Here is a 25340-nt window from a genome sequence, read left to right as displayed (position 1 = left end):
CGCCGCACGGGACTGGCGGATTTCGGACACCACGTTCCTTGAGCCCGGCGGCGCGGCCGGCCGCCCGGCGGCCCGGGGACGGGCTGCCGGGCGGGCCGGCCGGACTCCCGGTCCGCCGCTACCGGATCCGTCCGCGCTTGGCCTCCATGGCCGCGCGGCCCTCCGCGCCCTTGCGCTTCCAGTCCCGCCGGATCTCGCCGCGCAGCCGGGCGTCGGTCTTGGCGACGATGCGCTGGTTCTCGCGGAGCAGCTTGCGGTAGCTCTCCAGCCGCCGCACCGACAGCGAGCCGTCCTCGATCGCGGCGAGCACGGCGCACCCCGGCTCCGCCAGATGCGCGCAGTCGTGGAACCGGCACTCCTCGGCGAGATCCTCGATCTCCGAGAAGACCTGCCCGACCCCGGTCTCGGCGTCCCACAGCCCGACCCCGCGCAGCCCCGGGGTGTCGATGAGCACGCCGCCTCCGGGCATGGCGAGGAGATTGCGGGTCGTGGTGGTGTGCCGTCCCTTCCCGTCCGCGTCACGGGTGGACCGCACGTCCATCACCTCCTCCCCGAGCAGGGTGTTGGCGAGGGTCGACTTGCCGGCCCCGGAGATACCGAGGAGGACGCTGGTGCCGCCCGAGAGCACGGCGGAGAGCACATCGATCCCCTCCCCCGTGGCCGAACTGACGGTCAGCACCTGCACTCCGGGCGCGCTGATCCGTACGTCCTCGACCAGATGGCCGAGCACGGCGGGATCGTCCACGAGATCGGCCTTGGTGAGCACGATGACCGGGAGGGCGCCGCTCTCCCAGCCGAGGGCGAGAAAGCGCTCGACGCGCCCGAGGTCGAGTTCGACGGCGAGGGAGATCGCGATGACCGCGTGATCGACATTGGCCGCGAGGACCTGGCCCTCGGAGCGGGTGGAGGCGGTGGACCGTACGAACGCGGTACGCCGCGGCAGATACTCCCGTACGAACCGGGGATCGCCGCCCGGGTCGACGGCCGCCCAGTCGCCGGTGCAGATCACCCGCAGTGGATCGCGCGGGGTCACGAACTCGGTGTCGGCCCGTACCAGGCCGTCCGGGGTGACGACATCACACTGACCGCGGTCGACCCGCACCACACGGCCGGGCACCAGGCCGCGTTCGGCGTACGGGGCGAACGCGGCTTCCCAGCCCTCGTCCCAGCCGTACGGAACGAGCGGGTGGGAGGAGGGGAAAGCGAGCAGAGAAGAGAGAGACAAGGGGGACCCTTCACAAGGGTGGCCCCGGCACGCGCCCGTGGGCGCGAGAGATGAGGTGGAAGGTCAGCCGGAGACCACAGGGGTGGGATTGATGAACTTCTGCTCCTGGGCAGCGCCCAGCGTGGTGACAGTCATCAATGTCCTCACCTCCTGATTCCTCGGTCCGGTCCGGGGCGGGCCGCGACGGCTGACGGCCGACGGCCGACGAGCGTCGGCCCGTCCTACGGCGCTCACCCTAGCCGTACCGGACGAGGTGACGCGAATTATTTGTCCGGGCCGCCGGATCGACGGATCACCGCGCCAACGGGCGGACCGGAGCCCGTACTTACCCGCTGATCCGCGGGGCCGCCACCTCGGCCGACGCCGCCGCGTGGCAGGCGCCGCGGCCGTCGGCGCGGGCCACGATACGGCCCGCCTCGACCCGTACGGCGGCCTCGGTCGCGTCACTGACGGCGGGCAGGCCGGCCGCCGCCGCGAAGGCGCCCGACTCGTCGAACACCACTTGCAGCCGGGGCCAGGCCGAGGGCGGGAAGGCCTGGCGCAGGCAGGTACAGAGACCGGCGACGGTCAGCCGTGCCAGTGGTGCCAGTTCCGCGGGGTCGCCGGTGACCAGGACGGCGGTGATCCGGGCGCCGGGCGGTGCGGCCCGTACCGCCTCTTCGACGGCCTCGATGCGGTGCAGCCCGAGAATCGCCACCACGCCGTCGCCCGTGAGCCGCGCGGGCTCGCCGCGTACCGCGTCCCGCACCGGCGGCGGGTCCCACGGCTCGTCGGTCGGCCATGCCTGGGTGATCACATGTGGCGGCGGCCACCAGTCGTGGACCGCGAGGCCGGCCAACTGCTCGACGGCGCTGACGACGTTGAAGGGCTCCACGAAGCCGGGAGCGACGGCGGCGAGCCGACTGGCGCCGTGCAGGGTGGTGAGCGCGGCCTCCGCGACCCGCACCTGGCTGCCGAACCGGTCACTGCCCGACCCGTCGGCGCCGGGCCCGTCACCGCTGATCCCGTCGTGCCCCTTGGGCGGCCGAAGGCGCTCCAGAGCCAGCCCGAGCAGAATCGCGTCCAGCTTCATCAACTGCGCGAAGGGGCGCCGGATCCGCCCCTCGGCGAGGACTTCCGGCATCACATGCATATCGAGCCGCGCCGGGCCGTGTTCCTCGTCGGTGTCGGCGAGCGGCAGCCGGGCGACCCAGGCGCGGGCGAGCGCGCCGAGCGCGTCACGCGTGGTCCCGGATACGGAATCACGTGCGGAATCACGCGCGGAATCCCGTGCGGGCGCGGCGTCGGACACGGGCACGGACACAGACACGGACGAGGTCTCGTCGTCGGCCTCGGACGCGGATATGGACTCGCGCTCGGCGAGATCGGCCAGGACCGCGAAGTAAAGTGCTCTCTTCCCGGGGAAGTTGGAGTAGACCGCCCCGCGTGTCAACCCGGCGCGCTCGGCGATACCGTCGACTTTGGCGTCCCTGAACCCGCGTTCGGCGAACTCGTCCCTGGCGGCGGCCAGTACCTTGGCGCGGTTGTGCTCCTGCAGCTCCGCCCTGCTGAGCCGGCCCATCGCCCTCACTCGTCCCCGCGTTGCTGTTCAGTGCCGCTTCAAGATACCGTGACCACTCAGATGGTGATGTCATATGGTCCAACCATGCGAATGCCGCACAACCGTTGAGGAGACGCTTCCCAGTGGCACACATCGGTGACGGCGGCGAACTGCTCAGATGTACTTTCTGCGGGAAGAACCAGAAGCAGGTCAGGAAGCTCATCGCGGGTCCGAGCCCTGTCTGCATCTGTGACGAATGCGTCGGGCTCTGCAATGAGTTGATCGCGGAGGAGCTCGACGGCGCCCACGCGGACGGTTTACGGGAGCTGCCGAAGCCGCGCGAGATCCACGCCTTCCTCGATCAGTATGTCGTCGGGCAGAGGAACGCCAAGATGGCCCTCTCGGTGGCGGTCTACAACCACTACAAACGCATCAGCGGGGACGAGCGGGCGGAGACCGCGGACGGGGGCGAGCCGGTCGAACTCGGCAAGTCCAACATCCTGTTGATCGGTCCGACCGGCTGCGGCAAGACCTATCTGGTCCAGACGCTCGCCCGGATGCTCGACGTACCGTTCGCGATCGCCGACGCCACCGCGCTCACCGAGGCCGGTTATGTGGGTGAGGACGTCGAGAACATCCTGCTGAAGCTGATCCAGGCGGCGGACTACGACATCAAGAAGGCCGAGCGCGGGATCATCTACATCGACGAGATCGACAAGGTCGCCCGCAAGAGCGAGAACCCGTCGATCACCCGCGATGTCTCGGGCGAGGGCGTCCAGCAGGCGCTGCTGAAGATCCTGGAGGGCACCGTCGCCTCCGTACCGCCCCAGGGCGGCCGGAAACACCCGCAGCAGGAGTTCCTCCAGATCGACACGTCCCATGTGCTGTTCATCGTCGGCGGCGCCTTCGCCGGCCTGGAGCGGATCGTCGAGCAGCGGGCCGACCGCGGGGGCATCGGCTTCGGCGCGACGATCGCCGGCAAGGAGGAGCGGGAGCGGCGCGACCTCTACCGCGAGGTGCTGCCGGAGGACCTGCTGAAGTTCGGGCTGATCCCGGAGCTCGTCGGCCGCCTCCCGATGGTGACGACCGTACAGCCCCTGGACCGGGCGGCGCTGACACGGATCCTCACCGAGCCGCGCAACGCGCTGATCAGGCAGTACCAGAGGCTCTTCGAAATCGACGGGGTGGAGCTGGAGTTCACCGAGGACGCCATCGGCGCGATCGCCGAGCAGGCGCTGCTGCGCCGCACCGGCGCCCGCGCGGCCCGCGCGATCCTTGAAGAGGTGCTGCTCAATGTGATGTACGAGGTACCGAGCCGGGACGATGTGGCGCGGGTCGTGGTCGACCGCGACACCGTGCTCGACAACGTCAACCCCACGCTCGTACCGCGCGAGAAGCCCGGCCGCGGCAGGGAACGCCGCGACCGCTCCGCGTAGTCCCCGCGCGGCCGGCTTGGAACGCGGTCGGCTTGGAACGCGGCCGACTCGGAGCCCGGTCGGCGTAGGGCGCGGTCGGCCGAGTGGCTGGAAATATGCCTGGTCGGGGCGCCTCTTGGGAACCGCTTTACCTCCTGGGGTAGTTCTGGTGGCGTTCAACACCCCTATGAAGGAGTGGACGCCACGATGGTGTTCAAGAAACTGCTCGGAGCCGTCGGTGTCGGCGGACCGTCTGTCGACACTGTGCTGGACAGCGTGGCCGCCGTGCCGGGCGGCCCGCTGTCGGGTCAGGTGCGGCTGCGGGGCGGCCGTACGGACCTGGAGATCGAGCAGATCACGCTGGACCTGGTCGCCCGGGTCGAGGCCGAGGGACATGACGAGGAGACCGAGGGCACGGTCGTCTTCGACCGGGTCACCGTCGCCGGTGGGTTCCGGCTGGCGGAGGAGTCGGAGCAGACGATTCCGTTCACGCTGACCCTGCCGTGGGAGACGCCCGTGACCGAACTCCACGGCCAGCCACTGGGCGTGGTCCTTGGGGTGCGGACCGAGCTGGCGGTGTCCGGGGCGCGGGACAAGGGCGATCTGGACCAGCTCACCGTCTCTCCCCTGCCGGTCCAGGAGGCCGTTCTGGAGGCCCTGGGGCAGCTGGGCTGGGGCTTCAAATCGGCCGATCTGGAACTGGGCCGTATCAACGGCACCGACCAGCGGCTGCCCTTCTACCAGGAGCTCGAACTCACCCCGCCGGCGCACTACGCGCACGCGCTGAACGAGATCGAGGTCACCTTCCTCGCCACCGCCGGCGGAATGGACGTCGTCATCGAGGCCGACAAGCGCGGTGGGCTCTTCTCCGGCGGACACGACGCGGTCAACCGGTTCACGGTCTCGCATCACAACGTCCCGCACATGGACTGGAACGCCGAAGTCGACAGGTGGATCAAGCAACTTGTCGACAGCCGCGGCGCGCACCCGGGCCACTACGGCGCACATCACGGGGAGCACCACGGGGAGCACCACGGGGAGCACCACTCCGGCGGGCATCGGTCCGGCCCCAGCACGGGGGCGGTGGTGGCCGGCGTAGCCGCGGGCGTGGCGGTCGGTGTGATCGGCGGCATGGTGGCCGCCGAGGTCGTCGACGAGATCGGTGACGCGTTCGAGGGCGAGGAGGACGAGGGCGGCGACGAGTAGCGGCCCGCCCGCCCTCGGACTGGGCGGACGCACGCGGGGCGGTGGCCGTCGGCCACCGCCCCGCGTCTCATCTCGCCCCGTGGGTCCCACGGTCCCGTCGGAAGCGTCAGCCCCGTCAGTCGCGTGAGTCCCGTCAGTCGCGTCAGTCGCGTGAATTACCGAAGAGCAGCCGGTAGAGGATGAGCAGCACGAGCGAGCCGCCGATCGCCGCGCCCCAGGTCGCCGCGTCGAAGAACTCCTTCTGCACCGGGCGGTCGAAGATCTTCGCGGAGAGCCAACCACCCACGAAGGCACCGGCGATACCGATGAGCGTGGTGCCGACCAGCCCTCCGGGATCGCGTCCGGGCAGCAGGATTTTCGCGATCACCCCGGCCAGCAGCCCCAGAATGATCCAGCTGATGATGCCCACGTCGTTCTCCCCAGTCCGCTTACATTGCTTAGTTGCGCAACTGTACGCATACCCAGGGATCGCGTCTTCACCGCCCGCCCGGTCTGACCTTCCCGGACCTTCCCTGCCCTTCCTAGATCTTCCTCGTGTCCAGCCAGACCGCCGTGTCCGGCGGCAGCAGGGTGATGTCCTGCCCCGCGTCGGCCGTCAGTTCGCCGCTCGCCAGCAGTGGCCTCGTTCCGGCCGGCAGGGTCAACGGCACTGGCGCGTCGGACAGGTTGACCCGGCAGACCAGGCCCTCGCCCTTCCTGAAGGCCAGTTCACCCGGGGCCGAGGGCAGCCACGCGAAGCTCTCGTCGCCGCGGAAGCCCCGGCGCGCGGACAGCGCCGTACGGTACAGCTCCAGGAACGAGTCCGGCCTGCCGGACTGGGCCTCCACCGACCACTCGCCCCACCCGTCGGGCTGCGGCAGCCAGCTGCCGCCTGGTCCGAAGCCGTACGAGGAGCCGGCCGTGGTCCACGGCAGCGGCACCCGGCAGCCGTCGCGGCCCTTCACCCGGTGGCCCGTGCGCTCCCACATCGGGTCGCGCAGCGCGTCCGCCGGTAGATCGGCGACCTCGGAGAGGCCCAGTTCCTCGCCCTGGTAGAGGTAGGTCGTACCGGGCAGCGCGAGGGTCAGCAGCGCGGCGGCCCGCGCCCGTCGGCCTCCCCGGGCGTCGTCGGGCTCCGGGTCCCGGCCGTCGGTCACCAGCCAGGCACGGAGGTCCGTGCCCTCGGGCAGCCCGTAACGGCTGCGGTGGCGCACCACATCGTGGTTGGAGAGCACCCAGGTCGGCAGGGCCCCGGCAGAGGCCGCGCCGCTGAGCGAGGTGTCGATGACCTCACGGAAGGAACCGGCGTCCCACGGGCAGCGCAGATGGAAGAAGTTGAACGCCTGGTGCAGTTCGTCGGGCCGGGTGTAGAGCGGCAGCCTGGCGGCGCTCACGCCCGCTTCCGCGACCATGATCCGGGGCGGGGCGTACGAGTCGGTGATCTTCCGCCAGACGCGGTAGATGTCATGGACCTCGTCGCGGTCCCAGAAAGGGTGGTTCTCGCCGCTCGGCGGGGAGTTGAGGGGCGCCGTGTCACCGCCCCGGGTGTCGCGCAGCGGCGCGGTGAGGTCCTTGCGCAGGCCATGCGCCACATCGATGCGGAAGCCGTCGACCCCGAGGTCGAGCCAGAAGCGCAGGATGCTCTCGAACTCCGCCGTGACGTCGGGGTTCTCCCAGTTCAGGTCGGGCTGCTCGGCGGCGAAGATATGCATGTACCACTGCCCGTCGGGCACGCGCGTCCAGGCCGGGCCGCCGAACTTCGACTGCCAGTCCGCGGGCGGCTCGGCGCCGTCGGGGCCGCGTCCCTCCCGGAAGACGAAGCGGTCACGGGCGGCCGAGCCGGGCTCGGACGCCAGTGCCTCGGCGAACCAGGGATGCTGGTCGGAGCAGTGGTTCGGCACGATGTCGACGATCGTACGGAGCCCGAGCGCACGGGCCCTGCCGAGCAGCGCGCGGAAGTCGTCGAGGGTGCCGTGCCGCGGATCGACGTCCCGGTAGTCGGCGACGTCATAGCCTCCGTCGGCCAGCGGGGAGCGGTAGAACGGCGTGAGCCAGACGGCGTCCGCGCCGAGTTCGGCGACATGGCCGAGCCGGTCGGTGATCCCGCGGAGGTCGCCCATTCCATCGCCGTCGGCGTCGGCGAAGCTGGGGACATAGATCTGGTAGACGACGGATTCCCGCCACCAGTCACGCCCGCGGTCTCTCGCGCCGTCGCCATCGCCGTAGCCGTGGCCGTAGCCATCGCCGTAGCCGCCGTCGTGGCCGCCGTCGTGGCCGTCGCCATTGCCGTCCGGGAACGCGTGCTGAGTCACAGATACCTCTCGTGCCGAGCTGAGGGGGCGCTGAAACTGTAGTGGCGCGGTGCGATCATCCCTTCACCGCACCGGAGGTCGGACCGGAGCGGAAGATCTCGACCCCGGCATCCCCGGCGCGGTACGTCCCGCCCGGCGGCGGCGAGCGCGGCAGTGACCGTGTGACGATCCGGCGCCGCGTGAGAAACCTGGCGCGTCTGCGCCGTACGGTCGATCGCGGGCGGCCCGGAGTGGCCCGGACGGCCCGGGCGCCCCGGACGGGCGGCGATCCTGGCGGACGGGTGGGCGGACGGGCGGCCGTCCCCTTCCGAGGCGACGGTCACGGCATCGTCCAGGGCACCGGCATGTGGCGGCCGTTCGGCGGCCGTTGGGGCGCGTCGGGCGCGGAGGGCGCGTCGGACGCGGCCGGGGTCGGCACGGACGGGGTCGGCGCCGCGCGATCACGTCGAGGTGCCGCGCGGCGCCCCGGGCCCAGCAGGCCTCCTCGGCACCTCAGGCCTCCCGGGCCCCGTCCACCTTCCGGGCCCCGCCGGCCGCCATGAGCGGGTCAGCGCCCCAGTTCGCGCTTCAGCTCGGCCTTGTTCATGGACGAGCGGCCATGCACATTACGGCGCTGCGCCTCGGCGTACAGCTGGTCGTACGTGGGGCCCGCGGCGCCGCTGTGCGAGCGCTGTCCGCCACGCCTGGAGGAGGCCATGTCCTGAGTGGACGACTTGCTCGCCGTACGGGACTCCCCCGCCCGGGCCCTTTCCTTGTTCACGGTGCGTGCGGCGATCTGCTCCGACCGCGCCGCGCTCTCGCCGCGCGCTCGCGCGCTGTCCTTGATGTGTTCGTACTGGCGCTCACGTTTGGGGCTGGAGCCTCGTGGCATGTGAATCACTCCTCATGGTCCGTTTCATGGTGGATTGCACGCTAAGGCTCACCCTCCTATCCCCTTTCAGGACCGGCAACTTGATGCCGTCGCGCTCCGGTGTGCGACGGGTCGATATATTCGTTCAACCATAAACAAACATGGATCGCCTCACACATCGGACGTTCCGTGCGGCGCTGCCCGACGCCTTCCCGCCGGTCCGACCAGTCGGTACGTTTCCTGGCAAACCGGATCCACCGGCGGGCCACCCGGCCCGCCCCGGGGCGACGGAGGGGCCAGATGACATCACGCGCACCGCGGATACAGGGGCACTGCGACGAACGGTTCGCCGCCGTGCGCGCCGCGTTCGAGAGGAACTTCGAGGAGCGGGACGAACTCGGCGCGGCCGTCACCGTGCTCGCCGACGGCGAGCCGATGGTCGACCTGTGGGCGGGGTGGGCGGACGGCGCGCGGACCCGGCCGTGGGAGCGCGAGACCCTGGTCAACGTGTGGTCGACGACCAAGGGCGCGACGGCCCTGTGCGCGCATCTGCTGATCGACCGCGGACTGCTCGACCCGGACGCGCCGGTCGCCACGTACTGGCCCGAGTTCGCCGCGGCCGGCAAGGAGTCCGTGCTCGTACGGGAGTTGCTCGCGCACCGCGCGGGGCTGGCCGGACTGCGCGAACCACACTCCGTCGAGCAGCTCTACGACTGGGAGTTGACCACCTCCCGGCTCGCCGCGACGGAGCCCTGGTGGGAGCCTGGCACCCGGTCCGGCTATCACGCCCTCACCTACGGCTTCCTGGTCGGCGAGGTCGTCAGACGCGTCACGGGCCTGCTGCCCGGCGAGCTCCTGCGCCGGGAGGTGACCGCTCCGCTCGGTATCGACTTCACCATCGGGCTGCCGGAGAAGGAGGCCGGGCGCGCCGCCGAACTGGTGCATCCGCGCACCCCGCTCACCGGCGAACAGGCCGCCGCCTACGCGCACATGGAGCCGGTCGCACTCGCGGCCCTGGGCAACCCCGCGACAGGCGCCGCCGATGCCAACACGGCCGCGTGGCGCGCCGCGCAGATCCCCGCCGCCAACGGCCACGGCACGGCACGCGCGGTCGCCGCGCTGTACGGGATCCTGGCCGGGCGGGGACGCCTCGGCGAGCACCGCGTGCTCTCCCCGGAGACGGTCGAGCGGGTCCGCGAGGGCCAGGGCGGCTGCCGGGACCTGGTGCTGGGCGCCGGCTTCGCCCACGACACGGAGATCGGCCTCGGGCTCTGGCTGAGCGGCGGGAACGGCTCGTACGGGCCCAATCCCAGGGCGGTCGGCCATGACGGTTTCGGCGGCTCCTGCGGACTCGCGGATCCGGAGGCGGGCGTCAGCCTGGGATATGTGATGAACCGGATGGGGTCGAACATCGCTGATGATCCCCGCAAGATGGCGCTGATCGACGCGTTGTACAGCGCGCTGTAGCCCCACCAGGGCCCAGCCGACGACCGACGGGGACGGACGGACGGCGCCCCGCGCGAGCGCGGGCCGGGAGCACGCCGGGGCGCGTCCGACACGATCGGCTGGACAGGTCGTGGGCCAACTCCGACCGCCCACCCGCCTCGCCCGTCCGAGGGGCCGAACGGTCGTCCGCCCCGGCCCACTGGCAGCACACGTCACTCCGGTACGCAAGAGCGCCCCGCCGGTCGAATCACCGTACGGTCTCGGGCCGTTGCGCACCATTCCATGCCCGCACCGACGAGATTCAGCCATGATCAACACGAGGGCAATTCGGTGGTACGGCACCTAAACGGGCGACGGACGCGCATAGATACGATCGATCAGCCGCCCCTCCCCGGCTACTTGAAGCCGCTGGGTCATCCATCCGACACCCTCGGTGAAGCATATGTGTTTGTGATGAGTCTTCGCGTGGCCGAATGACGTCAGAACACAAACCCCCGTCTGGCGTGGGCTTTGAGGGATATTTGCCGGTGCTTTGCCGTCGGCACGGGCTTTGCAGCAGTTCACGCAGACACCCTCGACCGGACCGATGGACCGACCAACAGGGCCCTCGACCCCATGACTTCGGGGGGACCCGGGCCGCCGTCGGTCGATCCCCGCCGTCGGTCCAGAACTCGGCCTTGCTTCAAAAGCAAACGGAGTCAACGATTCGGAGCGTGCGGTTGACAGGTTCACGGCCAAAACCGAATGGCTGTGGACAACCGCATCCCCCAGCGGCCCGCTCACCCAACGGGCCACGCTTTGCCCCCACCAATGGAGGATTTTGTGACCTTCAAGCGCTTCTCCCCCCTCGGCGCGGTTTCCAGACGAGCTCGGCTTCTCGCCGTCACCTCCGGTCTGGTGACCGCCGTCGCGCTTGCGGCCCCGTCGGCCGTCGCCGCCCCGGCCCCGGCCCCCCAGCCGACCGCGGCGCAGTTCGCCACCGCCAGCGCCGCCATCGCCGAAGCGGACATCGCCGGTACGGCCTGGTACACGGACAAGGCCTCCGGCAAGGTCGTCGTCACCGTCGACAGCACGGTGACGGACTCGGAGATCGCCACGATCAAGGACTCCGTGGGCGACGCCGCGGGCGTCACGATCAAGCACACCCCCGGCAAGTTCAACAAGCTCATCGCCGGTGGCGAGGCCATCACCACGAGCGGCAGCCGCTGTTCGCTCGGCTTCAACGTCCGCAGCGGCTCGACGTACTACGCGCTGACCGCCGGACACTGCACCAACATCAGCAGCTCCTGGAGCATCGGCACCCGTGCCGGTACGAGCTTCCCGACCAACGACTACGGCATCATCCAGCACTCGAACCCGTCGGCGGCTGACGGCCGGGTGTACCTGTACAACGGCACGTACCAGGACATCACCAGCGCCGCCAACCCCTCTGTGGGCCAGAGCGTCCGGCGCAGCGGCTCGACCACCGGTGTCCACGGCGGTACGGTCACCGGCCTGAACGCGACCGTCAACTACGGTAGCGGCCAGATCGTCTACGGCATGATCCAGACCAACGTCTGCGCCGAGCCCGGCGACAGCGGTGGCGCGCTCTTCGCCGGCAGCACGGCGCTGGGCCTGACCTCCGGCGGCAGCGGCAACTGCTCCTCCGGCGGCACCACGTTCTTCCAGCCGGTCGTCGAGGCCCTCAACGCCTACGGCGTCAGCGTCTTCTAAGCGACACCAGCGACACCCTTCCTCGTACAGCCCGACGGGCCGCGCACCTGGTGCGCGGCCCGTTGTGTCGTGTCCTTTGTGTCGTGTTCCTTTGTGTCGTGTCCCGTTGCGCGGCCCCGCACCGTGCCGATGGCCGCCGGTGTCAGCCGGTGGCCGCCGCGGGCAGCGTGACCTCGAACCGGCAGCCGCCCGTCACATTGCGCACCTCGGCCCGCCCCTCGTGCGCCTCCACGATGCCCCGGACGATCGCCAGACCGAGGCCCGCGCCCGCGGGCGGGGTGCGCGCCTGGGTGCCGCGCCAGCCCGTGTCGAAGACCCGCGGCAGATCCTCGGCCGGAATACCGCCGCAGCCGTCCGTCACGGAGAGGACGACGGAGCCCGCGCGCCGTTCCGCGGCCACCGCGACCGTGCCGTCCGCCGGAGTCCGGTGGATCGCGTTGACCAGGAGATTGGCGAGGACACGGGTCATCTCCTTGCCGTCCACCTCGACCGGCACGGCCTCCACCCGGCCGCCGACCAGCCGCACCCCGTGCTCCCTGGCGAGCGGATCGACGCCCGCGAGCGCCTCGCCCACCAGGTCGTACACCGACATCCGGGTCGGGGCGAGCGCCAGCGCCCCCGCGTGGATACGGGACAGTTCGAAGAGATCGCCGACCATCGAGTTCAGCCGCTCCACCTCCGCCCTGATCTGGCGGAAGTAGCGGTCCGGGTCCTGGACGACACCGTCCTCCAGCGCCTCCGACATGGCGCGCAGCCCGGCGAGGGGCGTACGCAGATCGTGCGAGATCCAGGCGACCAGCTCACGCCGGGATGTCTCCAACGCCCGTTCGCGCTCCCTGGAAGCGGTGAGTTTGGCGCTGGTGGCCGCCAGCTCGCGTCCCAGGGCGGCGAGTTCGGCGGTGGAGGCACCGTCGGGCGCGGCGAAGCTGCCGCCGTCGCCGAACGAGCGGGCGGCCAGCGTCAGATCGTGGCTGCGGGCCACCACCCAGCGCCCCAGCAGCAGCGCGGTGGCCAGCGAGACGACCGCGGCCATCGCCACGACCGTGGTGACGACGGAGAGGTCATGGGCGGACAGGAACATCGCCTGGGCGACGACGAGCGTGCCCGCGAGCATCGCGGTGACGGTGACGGCGGCGACGACGGTCAGGGCGACGGCGACCGAGCGGTCCCGCAGCAGCCGCAGCACCAGCGCGCCGAGCAGACCGGCGGCGGCCGCACCGAGGAAGGCGAAGAGCGCGATCAGCGCCATGTCACGCACGGTGCGCTCGGCTCCCGTCGAAGGGTGTGGCCACGGACGCGGATACGGGTGGGGATTCCGGTGGGGATTCCGGTGGTGGGGATTCCAACGCTGGGGCGCGTGCGGGTGCCGGTACGGGCGCCGCGGAAGCCGCGGAAGCCGCGGAAGTCGCGGGTACGGAACCAGGCGCGGAGGCCGGGCCGTCGCCCTGGTCGTCGGACGCATCGTCGGACGCGTCGTCGGACGGCACGTCGAAGCGGTAGCCGACACCCCAGACCGTCCGGATCAGCCGGGGCCTGGCCGGGTCGTCCTCGATCTTGCCGCGCAGCCGCCGTACATGCACCGTGACCGTCGACAAGTCGCCGAACTCCCATCCCCAGACGTCGTGCATCAGCGTCTCCCGGCCGATCGCGAGCCCCGGATGGCGCATGAGGTGCGCGAGCAGATCGAACTCGCGCAGCGTGAGCGCGAGCGGCCGGCCGTCCTTGGTGGCGCGGCGGCCCGCCGGGTCCAGGGTGATTCCGGCCCGGCGCAGCCCGGGCTCCGCGACGCCCGTCGCGCGCCCCTGGTCGCCGCCGTGGCGGCGCAGGACGGACTCGACGCGGAGGACCAGTTCCCGGGGGCTGAAGGGTTTGGTGACATAGTCGTCCGCCCCTATCTCCAGCCCGAGGATCCGGTCGTCCTCGTCGCCCCGGGCCGTCAGCATGATCACCGGTACGGGACCGGCGGCCCGCAGCCGTCGGCACACCTCCAGGCCGTCCATGCCGGGCAGCATCAGATCGAGCACCACCAGAGCGGGCGGGCGGGCGGCGGCCAGCCGCAGTGCCTGGGGGCCGTCGGCCGCGCGGTCCACGGAGAAACCGGCCCGTTCCAGATAGCCGGTGACGACCTCGGCGACGGTCGGATCGTCGTCGACGACCAGGATGGTGTGCATACGTCCAGTCTCCTCGGGCGGTGGCCGGTGCATCGCCCCCCACCCCTTACGAAACCATGACGGCCCCGGATCGAGCCGCGCACATCGAGCCGCGCACATCGGACCACGAACGTCCGGCCCGTACGTCCGGCCCGTACGTCCGATCACATGCGTCCGACCACACGCGTCGGACCACACGCGTCCGACCCCGCACGTCCGATTCGTTCAAGACCCGGCGGGCCCGCGGTCCTACGGTGAACGCATGACTACCGTTCCACGCGCACCGCGACTCGACGCCATCGGCCTGGTCGTCTCCGACATGGCCGCCTCGCTCGCCTTCTACCGCCTGCTCGGTGTGGATGTCCCCGCCGACGCCGACGCCGCGCCCCACGCCGAGGCGACGCTGCCCAGCGGGCTCCGGGTCCTCTGGGACACGGAGGAGACAGTCCGCTCCTACGACCCGGGATGGACCCGGCCGCAGGGCGGCGAGCGGATCGGACTCGCCTTCCTCTGCGCCGGTCCTGCCGAGGTGGACGCCACGTACGAGGCGCTGGTCGCGGCCGGGCACACCGGGCATCTCAAGCCCTGGGACGCGGTCTGGGGACAGCGTTACGCGGTGGTCCTCGACCCGGACGGCTGCGCGGTCTCTCTCTTCGCCAGCGCCGCGTAGGCACCGAGGGTGAGCCCGGTCAGCTCGCGGGTCTCCCGGGCGAGATGCGCCTGGTCGGCGCAGCCCGCGGCGAGCGCCGCGTCGCTGAAGGGCGCCCCTTCCCGTACATGCGTCAGCGCGCGCTGGAGCCGGAGCACCCGGGCCAGGGTCTTGGGCCCGTAGCCGAAGGCGTCCAGCGAGCGGCGGTGCAGCTGCCGGGCGCCGAGGCCGACGGCGTCGGCGCTGGCGGCGACCGTACGGCCCGCTTCCAAGGCGTCGACGACCGCCCGGAGCCGCGGGTCCGGCGGTCCCGTCACGGCGGCCCGGCGCAGTGCCACGGCTTCCAGGGCCGCCGCCGGGTCCGGGGCCGCCGCCAGCCGGGCGGTGAGCCGGCGCACCTCGGCAGGGGACCACAGGTCGGCCAGCTCCACCCGCCGGTCGCGCAGCTCGTGCGCCGGCACGCCGAGCAGCGTCGGCGCGCTCCCGGGCGCGAAGCGCACTCCGGCGCAGTACAGCCCGTCGATCCCCGCAGGGGCGTACGCATGGGTGTCGGGCCCCGCGACCAGCAGTCTGCCGCCGATCCACAGCAGGTCCATACAGCCGTCCGGCAGCACCGGATAGGCAGGGGCGCCGTCGTCCGCCCGTACCGTCCGTGTCCAGACCATCGCGCCGTCCAGCCGCGATGTCCGTTCCTCGTACATACGGATCAGGTTAGGACCTTTCCTCTTGGGTCGGGCCGCGTACCCCGGCACCACGCCTCGCGGCCGATCCGAGCGAAAGACACCAAAGCCTCGCCGGGAAGAGGGCCATTGATCCAGAATGGGCGTCCGGCGGGTCCGGCGGGACCTGAGATGTTTCGATCGCGGGGGCGACGATGACGGCACTGATGGAGTTCACCACCGACAGCGGTGCCACCGTCGTGGTGGAGGTCGACCGTGACACCCCCGGTGCCAGACCGGTGGCGCGCGGCAACTCCCTCGCGCAGGCGGGCCATACGTTCGGCGAGGCGCTCCAGGGGATCCGTTCGGCCGCGGAATCCGCCCTCGCGGTGTTCCGGGACGGCTCGCTCAAACCGGACGCCGTGGAGCTGGAGTTCGGGGTGAAGCTGATGGCGGAGGCGGGTGCGGTGATCGCCAAGACCTCGGCCGAGGGCCATATGACGGTCAAGCTCTCGTGGCAGCCGGGCGCCGTCGATGGCCCGGCCGCCGGCACCGGCGACCCCGGATCGGCGGGGAGTCAGGGAACGGGGGGCCAGTGACGCGCTCTCCGGCCTGGCACGCCAGGATCGACACCGACGGGGCGGTGGGCTCCGGCTTCCTGATCTCCGACCGTACGGTGCTGACCTGCGCCCATGTGGTGGCAGGCGACTGGGCATCGGTGGTCTTCCCCGGCGCCCCGGGGCTCGCCCCCGTACCGGCCAGGGTCGTCGTACGGGGAGACGCCTGGGCGGGCGGGGACCGCGACCCGGGCGATCTGGCCGTCCTGGAGCTGGCCCGGCCGCCGGCCCTCGCCCCCGCGGTCTTCGCCCCGCTCGACGCGCCGTACGCCTCGCCCGCGCCGAAGCTGGTGGCGTACGGCTTCCCCTACGGCTACGGCGAAGAGGGCGTGCAGAGCGAATTACGCTCCGTCTCCAGCCAGTTGATCCGCGACGAGTGGGCACAGCTGGGTGGCTGGCGCGGTTACGGGCAGGAGACCGACCACGGCTTCAGTGGCGCCGCCGTGATGCTGGAGGGCACCGGCACGGTGGCCGGGATGGTCGTCTCGCACGACCCGGTGAGTCACACCAGCCGGATGATCCCGGCGCGGATCCTCGCGCGGCACTGGGCGCCGCTCGCCGAACTCGTCCCCACCCCCGGCTATCCGAGGGAGGAGAAGCGGCTGTTGCGCGAACTGGTGGCCCGCGTCGGCTCGCCCGCGCGCGCCGGGGCCCTCGGCGCGCTGCTGCGCGCCGCCGCCGGACCGCTGGGCGTCGAGCCGCCGCCCGGTGAGCCGGGCAGCCTCTGGGCGGCGGTCTGGTTCCTGCTGTCGGAGGCCCGGCGGCCGGAGCCGGGAGCGCTGCCGCTCGCCGAGCTCATGGTGCGGCTGGCCGGGCTGGTCGATGACGAGACGCTGGGCGCGGAGCTACGCGACTGGTCCCGCGCGCACCGCGCGCGCCACGACCCACCGCCCGTGGCGCCGCCCGCCCCGAGCCACAAGGCCGTGGGCCTGCTCAGCCATGCGCCACCGACGCCGTCGTACACAGGCGAGCACGCCGCGACGCACGTCGCATCGCAGCCCGTTCCGCACGCGGCCGAGCACGCCGTACCGCACGCGGCACCGCTCTCGGCGGAGCACGCCGTACCGTACGCGGCCGCCCCGGCCCTGGCGCCGGTCCCGGGGCCGGCCCTCGGGGCGCCGCCCGTCCACCCCGCCACCCGTCGCTGGTCGCCGATCCTCGTCGAGATCAAGCGCAGCGGGGCCGACCGCGGCGCGCTGCTGGTCGAGGTCTCCGCGTACCGCGACGGCGGCCGACGGCTGGTCGGCGAGAAGCGGCTGGCGGAGCGCGAGGTCCGGGCCTGGGTGCTGGACCGTATCGACGACGCGTTCGCCGAGATCGACACCGAGGGCAGGGAGCTGATCGCGTTCGCCCTGCCGCGCCGCTGGCTCAACAAGCCGGTCGACCAGTGGAGCGCGCGCAAGGGGATGAGCACACCGCTGGGGTGTGTCGCGCCGGTGGTGGTGATGGACCACGACCGGCGGGCCAACAAGCGGCTCCAGTTCCGGCTGAAGAAGATGTGGGACACGCTCGACCGGCAGCCGGGCTCGGTCGTCTACGGGGTCAACTGCGCGGGCACCGCGAGGCCCGAGTGGCTGACCGTACAACTCCAGGACGTGGCGGGACCGGTGGGGTTGACCAGACCGCCCAAGGGTCCGCGCGACCGGCTGCACACCGCGGTGCTGGACGCCCCGGCACCGATCGTGCTGTGGCCGCGCACGGGCTGCGCCGACGGCGCGGCGTGCGGCGGCTCCTGCCGGGGTGCCGCGTTCCTGAACGCCCTGGCCGACCAGCTCTCCGTGCTGCCGCCCGGCGATCTGCCCGAGCTGATCTTCGAGCTGCGCAAGAGCGCCTTCGGCCACGACGGACCCGAGCCGCACTGGGCGGCCGACCTCTCCTTCGTCTGGGAGGATCCGCGGTGGTTCCCCGATGTTCCCCCGCTGAGCACGATGCCGGTCGGCTGAGCCCCGGCCGAACAGAGCGCCCGACGCCGCCGAAGCCGAGACCTGGAGAACGCGATGCCCCTGTGGCCGGTCTACACCGGAGCCGATGAACCGCACGACGGCATCGGACGGTTGCCCGAGCCGCCGCCCTGGCGCGCCTTCAACGGCGGTCCCGTGATCGAGCCGCCCCAGGACGACCCGGCGCCCTCGCCGGACCGGACGCACCGCGCGCAGGCGTACCGCGCGACGGAAGAGAGCGTCCAACTGGTCAACGCCGCGCTGTACTTGCGGCGGCCCCTGCTGGTGACGGGTCCCCCCGGCAGCGGCAAGTCGAGCCTCGCGTACGCGGTGGCACGGGAGTTGGGGCTCGGTCCCGTACTGCGCTGGAACATCACCAGCCGGAGCGCGCTCGGCGACGGGCTCTACCAGTACGACCCGCTCTCGCGGCTCTACGCGGCGGGCCGGGGCCCGGAGAGCGGCGATCCCGAGCACACCAACATCGAGGACCATCTGCGGCTCGGCCCGCTGGGCACGGCGCTGCTGCCGTACGAGCGGCCCCGGGCGCTGCTGATCGACGAGATCGACAAGAGCGATCTCGATCTCCCGAACGATCTGCTGAACATCCTGGAGGAGGGCCAGTACGAGATCCCCGAGCTGGTGCGCGCCGCGCGGACCCGCTCCACCGCGCAGGTGCTGGTCGCCGACGCGGACCGGCTGGTGGCGCTGGAACGCGGACGGGTGCGCTGCCGCGCGTTCCCGTTCACCGTCCTGACCAGCAACGGGGAGCGGGAGTTCCCGCCGGCGTTCTTGCGGCGCTGCGTCACGCTGGAGCTGAAGCAGCCCGAGGCGGCGCATCTGGAGGCCATCGTCCAGGCGCATCTGGGCCCGCTCGACGGGCAGGCACGGGAGCTGGTCCACCGCTTCCTGGAGCGCGGCAGCGGTGGCGAGCTGGCGACGGACCAGCTGCTCAACGCCATCTATCTGGCGCGGACTTCGGGGCTCGAAGCGCCGACGCGCGACGAACTCGCGGACCGGCTGATGAGCTATCTGAGCCGGACGCCGGAACCCGATGACTTCTGACCGGGCTTCAGACCGGGCGCTCTCCGAACTGGCCGCGCTGCGGGAGGTGCTGACGGCGGCGGGTGGTGACCCGCCCACCGGCAGGGAACTGGCCGAGGTGCTGTGGCTGGCGACTCAGGTACAGCCCGAGCCGGAGCCGGACGCCGAGCCCGAAACCGCCACCGAAGCCGGCCCCGAGGGCATTTTCCCGCCGCTCGGGTCGAGTGCCCAGACCCAGCGCATGACCATCTCCCACGATGCTCCTCGGAGCCCGGAACCCGGGGGGATCGGGGGGATCGGGGGAATCGGGGTGCCCGGGATGCTCGGGGGGACTCCCCCAGGGGGGGCCATGCCGTACCCGCGTCCCGGCGATCCCCGTTCCCCGAACCACACCGACGACAGGATCGCCCTGCACAGCCGGGCGGTGCCCCCGCGCACCGAACCGGCTTCGCCGCCCCCGGCCGCGGACGCGCGGGCCGAGGTGCTCGCCCCCGCCCCGCCGATGATCTCCCATCCGCTCGCGATCCAGCGGGCGTTGCGTCCGCTGCGCAGGACCGTGCCGTCGCCGCGCGAACGGGAACTGGACGAGACGGGCACCGCGCACCGCATCGCCTCGCTCGGCGCCCGGCGCGGCCGCTGGCTGCCCGAGCTGCGGCCCGCGCCGGAGCGCTGGCTCCATCTGCGGCTCGTCCTCGACTGCGGCCCGACGATGGCCATGTGGCAGCCGCTCGCGCGCGATCTGTACACGGCCTTCGGACAGACGGGCGCGTTCCGTACGGTGGAGCTGGTACGGCTCGGCGCGGACGGTTTCGTACCCCCTCGGCAGTGGACCCCCGGGCGGACGATCGTGCTCGTCCTCAGCGACACGATGGGTCCGCAGTGGCGACCGGAGGTGTTCGGAGCGGCGGGCGACGCGGGTCGGCGGTGGTATCCGACGCTGCGGCGCTGGATCCGTGAAGTCCCGGTGGCCGTCGTCCAGCCGCTGCCGGAGCGGATGTGGCGGCACACTCCGCCGGAGCCGGTGCCGGGGCTGTTCACGGCGGCCGGTCCCGGCGCGCCCACCAGCGCGCTGGGCTTCACACCATACGACGGCGAGGCGCGGGGCGTTCCCGTGCCGGTGCTCGAACCGACGGCGGAGTGGCTCGGCCACTGGGCCGGGTTGGTGGCCTCCCCGGCCGGGGCCGAATTCCCGGGAGCGGCGGCCCTGTTGCCCGCCGGACCGGTGGCCGGGCGTTCCGCGACGCTCCCCGGGAAGGGCGGAGACGGGGACGGGCAGGACGAGGCCGGGGTTATATACGGGGACTTGTCGGCCAGGGAGCTGGTGCTGCGCTTCCGTTCGGTCGCCTCCCCGCAGGCGGTCCGGCTGGCGGCCCATCTGGCGGTGGGCCCACCGCACCTGCCGGTGATGCGACTCGTACAGGCGGCCATCGAGGAGCATCCGCAGCCGCAGCATCTGGCGGAGGTGGTGCTGAGCGGCATGCTCACGGCCGTTCCGGGCCCCGCGGGCTCCTACGACTTCCGCCCCGGCGTGCGTGAGCTGCTGCTCGGTGCGCTGCCGCGTACGGGGCTGGCCCACACGGTCGGCCTGCTCGAACGGGTGGGGGCGGTGATCGAATCGCGCGCGGGAGCGGCGCGCGGCGAGTTCCGGGCGCTGCTGTCCGTCGGCGGCCCGGCGGGTCCCGGCCGGGCGGCGGGCGAACCGTTCGCACTGGTCAGCCGGGAGAGCGTACGGCTGCTCCGGGGATCCGCGCCGGAGCCAGGGCACGACGCGTGGCCGCTGGCCGGGCGGTACCGGCCGGTGGACATCCTCGATCGCGGCACGCACGGGGTGGTGTGGCGCGCGCGCGACCAGTACCGCACGGTCCTCGTCAAGATCTTCGCCCACCCGGGGACGACCCGCGAATCCCTTTGGGCGATGGCGCGATCGGAGCAGGACTCCCTCACCTGGCTGCGGCACCCCGGTGTGGTGAAGCTTCAGGAGAGCGGCACGGACAGCGGCGTCGTCCATCTGGTCAGCGAGCCTCTGGAGGGGAGCACCCTCCGCGAACTCATGGTGAAGAACGGGCACCGTCCGCTCCCCGTGGGCGAGATCATCGATATCGCGTCACAGGTGCTCGACGTGCTGTCCTACGCCGGAGAGAAGAACGTCCGGGCGGAGCCCCCCTCCCTGACCAACATCATCCGGCTGCCGAACGGCACGGTGAAGCTCCTCGGCCTCGGGGGCGCCCATCGGGACGACGAAGCCCACGACGAAGTCCACGACGCACTCCATGCCTTGGGCCGTGTGCTGTTCGAACTCGCCACCGGCCACGGCCCCCTCAGTACCGCGGAGGTCCCGCCACCGACGCGACGGCCACCCCCCTCACTGGAGGCGCCGATCCTGAATCTCCTCTCCGACGTCCCCGAGACCCGCCGACGCGGCGCCGACGCGCTGAGGTCGCGCGTACCGGGGAGCACGTGGCAGTACGGCGTACTGGGGCCGCTGAGGGCGCTCCACGGCGGGCGCGACCGTACCCCCGCCTCGCCCGCCGGGCGGATCGTCCTCAGCCGACTGCTGCTGGCGGGCGACGAGCCGGTGTCCGGGGAGGAGTTGGGCCTCGCGCTGGGGAGCGTGCGATCGCCGTGGGACGAGGCCCTCGTCACGGACGTCCTCGATGTCCTGCTGGACAACGGGCATGCCGTGGAGGGACCCGACGGGGCCTACCGTCTGCGGCTCGAAACCGAGTTGGACCTCTCCGTCGCGCAGCGGCTGGCCGCCGACGCCCGTCTCGCGGCGGAGGCGGGCGAGACACAGCGCGCCGCCGAGCTGTACGAGACGGCGCTCGGGGGCTGGTACGGCGAGCCGCTGGAAGGCGTCGAGGGCGCCTGGGCGAAGCATGAGCGTGCGCGACTGCGCAGGTGGCGGAACTCGTTGCAGGCCGCGCGCGACGCGCTGCCGGAGCCGGGCACGGCGTGGTGGCAGGCTTTACCCCCGCAGGGGGCCATGTCCCCGCGGCAGGCCGCGCCCGCGGCCGGGACCGGCGCCCCGGTGGAGGCCCGGCCCGAGATCGTCCAGGGCGACGATGTCCACCTCTCCATCGGTGGCGCCGAGTTGTTCGGTGTCCCCCGGGACACCCGTACCGAAGCCTCGCTGTTCTTCATCCCCCGGCTCCGGCGGGCGTGCCGGGAGGCGTTCGGCGACCCGGGCGTCTTCGAGGAGCGCGGCACCGCCATGGTGCCGGACACCCTGCTCCGGGTCGCGGCCGCACCGGAATACACCCTGGCCCAGGTGCTCGACCGGCTCACCGACCCGTTCGCGCCGACCCTCACCGAGGGGATGTCGCGTCTGCTCTTCCCGCTGCCGGTGGCGCTGACCGTCCATCTCCACTCGGGGCCGCCGGACCCCCTGGCGCTGGAACTGGAGCGGAAGTCCCCGGCCCTGGGATCACTGGGCGGCCTGGGGTTCGGGAAGATCGCCATGACGCTGGGGCTACGGGACGACCTGTACCGGCGCGCCGGCGCGCCCGAGGGCTACCTCCCCTTCGACACGGCGGCCGAGGACGGAACCATCCATGTGGTCTGGTACCGGGTGTTTCACTACGCGCCGCCCCAGCCCCCTGGCCGGCCGTCCTGGTGGCGCCGTCTCCTCGGCGGCGGTGATACCGCCGCCGAGGACGAGAACACAGATACCTAGGACCTGGCTCTAATTCCCCTGGCCGTTCCCGTCCTTGTCACGGTTGTCCCGTGTCCCGTGCAGCCCCGACCTCATCCGCGACTTGACATCGTCGGGCGGCAGGAACCTGGACCATCGCTCCGGGAACTCCGAGGGCATGTCCGGATCGGTCACATCGTCGTCCTGCGGCCCTTCCTGCCCCTCGATCCCTGCCGTACGGGCCACCAGCTCAGCCGCCTGGGCGGCGCGCAGCCGCTCGTTGGCCGCCCGCGCCGCCGCGGTGGCGACCGACGGCCAGACCCGGTCGATGGCGGCGTTGACCGCCGCGCCCACCAGCACCGCGAACGCGGAGACACCGATCCAGAGCAGCACGGCGATGGGGGCGGCGAGGGAGCCGTAGATGGTGGGGCCCTCGACGGCGTTGGAAAGATAGATCCGGAGCAGGAAGCTGCCGAGCACCCACATCCCCAGGGCGACCAGACCGCCGGGAAGGTCCTCGATCCAGCGTGAGCGTGCGGGTACGGACACGTGGTACAGCGTGGTGAGGAAGACGATGGAGAGCAGGATCACCACCGGCCAGTAGAGGATGCTGACGACCTCCGTGCCCCAGGGGATGAGCTCGACGACCCGGTCGGGGCCGACCACCGCGAGCGGCAGCACCACCGCGCCGATCACGATCGCCACGAGGTACAGCAGGAAGGCGAGCAGCCGGGTCGCGACGATGCCGCGCCGGCCGTCGAGCCCGTACATCACGGTGATGGTGTCGACGAAGACATTGACCGCGCGGGAGCCGGACCACAGCGCGATCGCGAAGCCGAGCGAGATCACATCGGGCCGCCCGCCATGGGTGATGTCCTTCAGCAGGGGTTTGGCGATCTCGTCGACGCCTCGCTCCGAGAGCACCGTACCGGCCGCTGAGAGGATGTTCTTCTCGATGGAGGCGACGGTGGTGGTGTTGGTCCAGTCGTCCACATAGCCGAGCAGCCCGATGAGTCCGAGCAGCAGCGGGGGCAGCGAGAGCAGGGTGAAGAACGCCGCCTCGGCCGCGAGCCCCAGGATGCGGTACTCGATGCACGAGTTGACGGTGTCCTTCAGCAGCAGCCAGGCCATCTTCCGTTTGGATACGTCGCGATAGAGGACTCGGGCCCGGTGGAGTCGACCCGCTGGCCGCTCGGGTGTTTCTTTTGCTGCCTGCACCTCCTTACCGTATCGGCATGGCAGCCAGCACCCACACAGTGACCAACCAGGTTCCGCCCCTGGTGGGGTACGACGTCTTCAACGCCGACCGGGCCCTGACCGAGGGCGTGGAGCGGCACAGCGCGCCCGCACTCCTCGATGTGACCCGCGCGGAGCTGACGGCCCTCGGCCGGGCCGCCGGATCCGCCGAGGTCCAGGAGTGGGGTGCGCTGGCCAATGAGAATCCCCCGAAGCTGCGCACCCATGACCGCTACGGGAACCGGATCGACGAGGTGGACTTCCATCCGGCCTGGCATCGGCTGCTGGGACGCTCGGTCGAGGTGGGGCTGACCGACGCCTGGGGCCGGCCGGGCGGCCATCTGCGCCGTGCGGCCGGTTTCTTCGTCTGGACGCAGGTGGAGGCCGGGAACGGCTGTCCGGTGTCGATGACGCACGCCGCGGTCCCCGCCCTGCGCACAGATCCGGCGCCGGCCGCCGAGTGGGAGCCGAGGCTGACCTCCCACCGCTACGAGCCGGGGCTGCGGCCCGCCGGGGAGAAGGCCGGCGCGCTCTTCGGGATGGGCATGACGGAGAAGCAGGGGGGCAGCGACGTACGGGCCAATACGACGCGGGCGGTGCCGCTGGACGCGGGCGAGGAGTATCTGCTCACCGGGCACAAGTGGTTCTGTTCGGCGCCGATGTGCGACGGGTTTCTCGTGCTGGCGCAGGCGCCCGGCGGTCTGACCTGCTTCCTCGTACCGCGCGTGCTGGCCGACGGCACCCGCAATGTGTTCCGTGTCCAGCGGCTCAAGGACAAGCTGGGCAATCGTTCCAACGCGTCCGCCGAGGTCGAGTTCGACGGGACGTGGGCGCGCCGGGTCGGCGAGGAGGGCCGCGGGGTGCGCACCATCATCGAGATGGTGGCGGCGACCCGGCTCGACTGTGTGCTGGGCTCGGCCGCGCTGATGCGGCAGTCGGTGGCGCAGGCGGTGCATCACACCACGTATCGCCGCGCGTTCGGCGGTGAGTTGATCGACAAGCCGCTGATGCGCAACGTGCTGGCCGATCTGGCGCTGGAGTCGGAGGCGGCGACGACGCTCGCGCTGCGGCTGGCCTCCGCGTACGACACCGTCCAGGACGGCGGCGACGGCGCGGACCGGGAGCGGGCCTTTCTGCGGCTCGCGGTGCCCGCGGCCAAGTACTGGGTGACCAAGCGCTGTACGCCGCTCGTGGCCGAGGCGCTTGAGTGCCTGGGCGGCAATGGCTATGTGGAGGAGTCGGGTATGCCGCGGCTGCTGCGCGAGTCACCGCTCAACTCGATCTGGGAGGGATCGGGGAATGTGCAGGCCCTTGACGTACTGCGGGCCCTCCAGCGCGAACCCGAGGCGCTGAACGCGGTGCTCCAGGAGGTCGGCGAGGCGCGCGGAGCCGATCACCGGCTGGACGGCGCGATCAAGGGGCTGCTGACCGAACTGGCGGATCTGTCCGGCATCGAGGCGCGGGCCAGGCGGCTGGTGGAACGGCTGGCGCTGGTGCTCCAGGGCTCACTGCTGGTGCGCTGGGCACCGCCGGAGGTGGCCGACGCGTTCTGTGCCTCACGGCTGGGCGGGGACTGGGGTACGGCCTTCGGCACGCTGCCCCCCACGCTCGATCTGGCGTCCGTCGTGGACCGGGCGCGGCCGGTCGGCTGACGGGGCCCGCCGGACAGGCCCTGGCGCTGTCCGGCGGCAAGCCGGGGTGGCGCCGCGCCGACACGGCACCACCCCTGAC

19 protein-coding genes are annotated in these 25340 nt (G+C 71.9%); 10 read left to right on the top strand and 9 right to left on the bottom strand.

Annotated elements, in window-relative coordinates; all coding sequences use genetic code 11:
- Positions 1 to 118: 118 nt before the first annotated feature.
- Both rsgA and ABTZ59_RS22155 read right to left on the bottom strand, forming a co-directional pair.
- Entirely contained in the window at positions 119 to 1225 is a 1107-nt protein-coding gene (gene rsgA, locus ABTZ59_RS22160) for a ribosome small subunit-dependent GTPase A (protein ID WP_351409780.1), read from the bottom strand.
- Positions 1226 to 1550: 325 nt separating this feature from the next.
- Positions 1551 to 2786, bottom strand: a complete 1236-nt coding sequence (locus ABTZ59_RS22155) for a TetR/AcrR family transcriptional regulator (protein WP_351409761.1) — start codon at positions 2784 to 2786, stop codon at positions 1551 to 1553.
- Between the two features lie 122 nt (positions 2787 to 2908).
- Here ABTZ59_RS22155 and clpX point away from each other — a divergent pair, with 122 nt between their 5' ends.
- Positions 2909 to 4201, top strand: a complete 1293-nt coding sequence (clpX, locus tag ABTZ59_RS22150) for an ATP-dependent Clp protease ATP-binding subunit ClpX (RefSeq protein WP_351409753.1) — start codon at positions 2909 to 2911, stop codon at positions 4199 to 4201.
- 186 nt (positions 4202 to 4387) lie between these two features.
- A complete protein-coding gene (locus ABTZ59_RS22145; RefSeq protein WP_351409748.1) occupies positions 4388 to 5386 on the top strand; it encodes a sporulation protein in 999 nt (332 codons plus the stop codon).
- Positions 5387 to 5528: 142 nt separating this feature from the next.
- Here ABTZ59_RS22145 and ABTZ59_RS22140 read toward each other — a convergent pair whose 3' ends face one another.
- From ABTZ59_RS22140 to ABTZ59_RS22130, 3 genes are all read right to left on the bottom strand, one after another.
- Positions 5529 to 5795: a GlsB/YeaQ/YmgE family stress response membrane protein gene (locus ABTZ59_RS22140; RefSeq protein WP_351409743.1), complete on the bottom strand. Its 267-nt coding sequence runs from the start codon at positions 5793 to 5795 to the stop codon at positions 5529 to 5531.
- Between the two features lie 112 nt (positions 5796 to 5907).
- The gene (locus ABTZ59_RS22135) at positions 5908 to 7524 is read right to left on the bottom strand and encodes a glycoside hydrolase family 13 protein (RefSeq protein WP_351410192.1); all 1617 of its coding nucleotides are present in this window, start codon (positions 7522 to 7524) and stop codon (positions 5908 to 5910) included.
- A 700-nt stretch (positions 7525 to 8224) separates the two neighbouring features.
- Positions 8225 to 8548 (bottom strand): plasmid stabilization protein, encoded by a 324-nt coding sequence (locus tag ABTZ59_RS22130; RefSeq protein WP_351409738.1) that lies wholly within the window; start codon positions 8546 to 8548, stop codon positions 8225 to 8227.
- 279 nt (positions 8549 to 8827) lie between these two features.
- Here ABTZ59_RS22130 and ABTZ59_RS22125 point away from each other — a divergent pair, with 279 nt between their 5' ends.
- Complete coding sequence (locus tag ABTZ59_RS22125; RefSeq protein ID WP_351409733.1) at positions 8828 to 9994, top strand: serine hydrolase domain-containing protein; 1167 nt, start codon at positions 8828 to 8830, stop codon at positions 9992 to 9994.
- Positions 9995 to 10795: 801 nt separating this feature from the next.
- Positions 10796 to 11686 carry a S1 family peptidase gene (locus ABTZ59_RS22120; protein ID WP_351409728.1) on the top strand — a complete coding sequence of 297 codons (891 nt, stop codon included), beginning with the start codon at positions 10796 to 10798 and terminating at the stop codon, positions 11684 to 11686.
- A 142-nt stretch (positions 11687 to 11828) separates the two neighbouring features.
- Here the strand turns inward: ABTZ59_RS22120 and ABTZ59_RS22115 are convergent, their stop codons facing one another.
- Both ABTZ59_RS22115 and ABTZ59_RS22110 read right to left on the bottom strand, forming a co-directional pair.
- Positions 11829 to 12944: a sensor histidine kinase gene (locus ABTZ59_RS22115; RefSeq protein ID WP_351409721.1), complete on the bottom strand. Its 1116-nt coding sequence runs from the start codon at positions 12942 to 12944 to the stop codon at positions 11829 to 11831.
- Positions 12937 to 13890, bottom strand: a complete 954-nt coding sequence (locus ABTZ59_RS22110) for a response regulator transcription factor (protein ID WP_351409710.1) — start codon at positions 13888 to 13890, stop codon at positions 12937 to 12939. The genes ABTZ59_RS22115 and ABTZ59_RS22110 overlap by 8 nt, the downstream gene beginning before the upstream one ends.
- 208 nt (positions 13891 to 14098) lie before the next feature.
- Here ABTZ59_RS22110 and ABTZ59_RS22105 point away from each other — a divergent pair, with 208 nt between their 5' ends.
- On the top strand, positions 14099 to 14506 hold the full coding sequence (locus ABTZ59_RS22105) for a VOC family protein (protein ID WP_351409700.1): 408 nt from the start codon (positions 14099 to 14101) through the stop codon (positions 14504 to 14506).
- Here ABTZ59_RS22105 and ABTZ59_RS22100 read toward each other — a convergent pair.
- Positions 14446 to 15186 (bottom strand): helix-turn-helix domain-containing protein, encoded by a 741-nt coding sequence (locus tag ABTZ59_RS22100; RefSeq protein ID WP_351409693.1) that lies wholly within the window; start codon positions 15184 to 15186, stop codon positions 14446 to 14448. The two genes, ABTZ59_RS22105 and ABTZ59_RS22100, sit on opposite strands and share 61 nt — an antisense overlap.
- A 173-nt stretch (positions 15187 to 15359) precedes the next feature.
- Between ABTZ59_RS22100 and ABTZ59_RS22095 the strand changes: the two genes are divergently transcribed.
- Genes ABTZ59_RS22095 through ABTZ59_RS22080 form a run of 4 tightly spaced genes read left to right on the top strand, consistent with a single transcriptional unit; the run spans position 15360 to position 22415 of the window.
- Positions 15360 to 15743 carry a CU044_2847 family protein gene (locus ABTZ59_RS22095; protein ID WP_351409685.1) on the top strand — a complete coding sequence of 128 codons (384 nt, stop codon included), beginning with the start codon at positions 15360 to 15362 and terminating at the stop codon, positions 15741 to 15743.
- The gene (locus ABTZ59_RS22090; RefSeq protein WP_351409678.1) at positions 15740 to 17704 is read left to right on the top strand and encodes a VMAP-C domain-containing protein; all 1965 of its coding nucleotides are present in this window, start codon (positions 15740 to 15742) and stop codon (positions 17702 to 17704) included. The genes ABTZ59_RS22095 and ABTZ59_RS22090 overlap by 4 nt, the downstream gene beginning before the upstream one ends.
- 54 nt (positions 17705 to 17758) lie before the next feature.
- Entirely contained in the window at positions 17759 to 18763 is a 1005-nt protein-coding gene (locus ABTZ59_RS22085) for an AAA family ATPase (protein WP_351409671.1), read from the top strand.
- Positions 18753 to 22415, top strand: a complete 3663-nt coding sequence (locus tag ABTZ59_RS22080; protein ID WP_351409656.1) for an SAV_2336 N-terminal domain-related protein — start codon at positions 18753 to 18755, stop codon at positions 22413 to 22415. Before ABTZ59_RS22085 ends, ABTZ59_RS22080 begins: the two co-directional genes overlap by 11 nt.
- 9 nt (positions 22416 to 22424) lie before the next feature.
- Here ABTZ59_RS22080 and ABTZ59_RS22075 read toward each other — a convergent pair whose 3' ends face one another.
- The gene (locus ABTZ59_RS22075) at positions 22425 to 23591 is read right to left on the bottom strand and encodes a YihY/virulence factor BrkB family protein (protein ID WP_351409646.1); all 1167 of its coding nucleotides are present in this window, start codon (positions 23589 to 23591) and stop codon (positions 22425 to 22427) included.
- Positions 23592 to 23608: 17 nt separating this feature from the next.
- On the opposite strand from ABTZ59_RS22075, the gene ABTZ59_RS22070 reads away from it, so the two are divergent.
- Complete coding sequence (locus ABTZ59_RS22070) at positions 23609 to 25261, top strand: acyl-CoA dehydrogenase family protein (protein WP_351409639.1); 1653 nt, start codon at positions 23609 to 23611, stop codon at positions 25259 to 25261.
- Positions 25262 to 25340: the final 79 nt, after the last annotated feature.

Source organism: Streptomyces sp. NPDC094034 (assembly GCF_040303865.1).
In the GTDB taxonomy this organism is placed as follows: domain Bacteria; phylum Actinomycetota; class Actinomycetes; order Streptomycetales; family Streptomycetaceae; genus Streptomyces.
The sequence above is the reverse complement of the archived record's forward strand: the minus strand, read 5'-3'. Positions and strand labels throughout refer to the sequence as shown.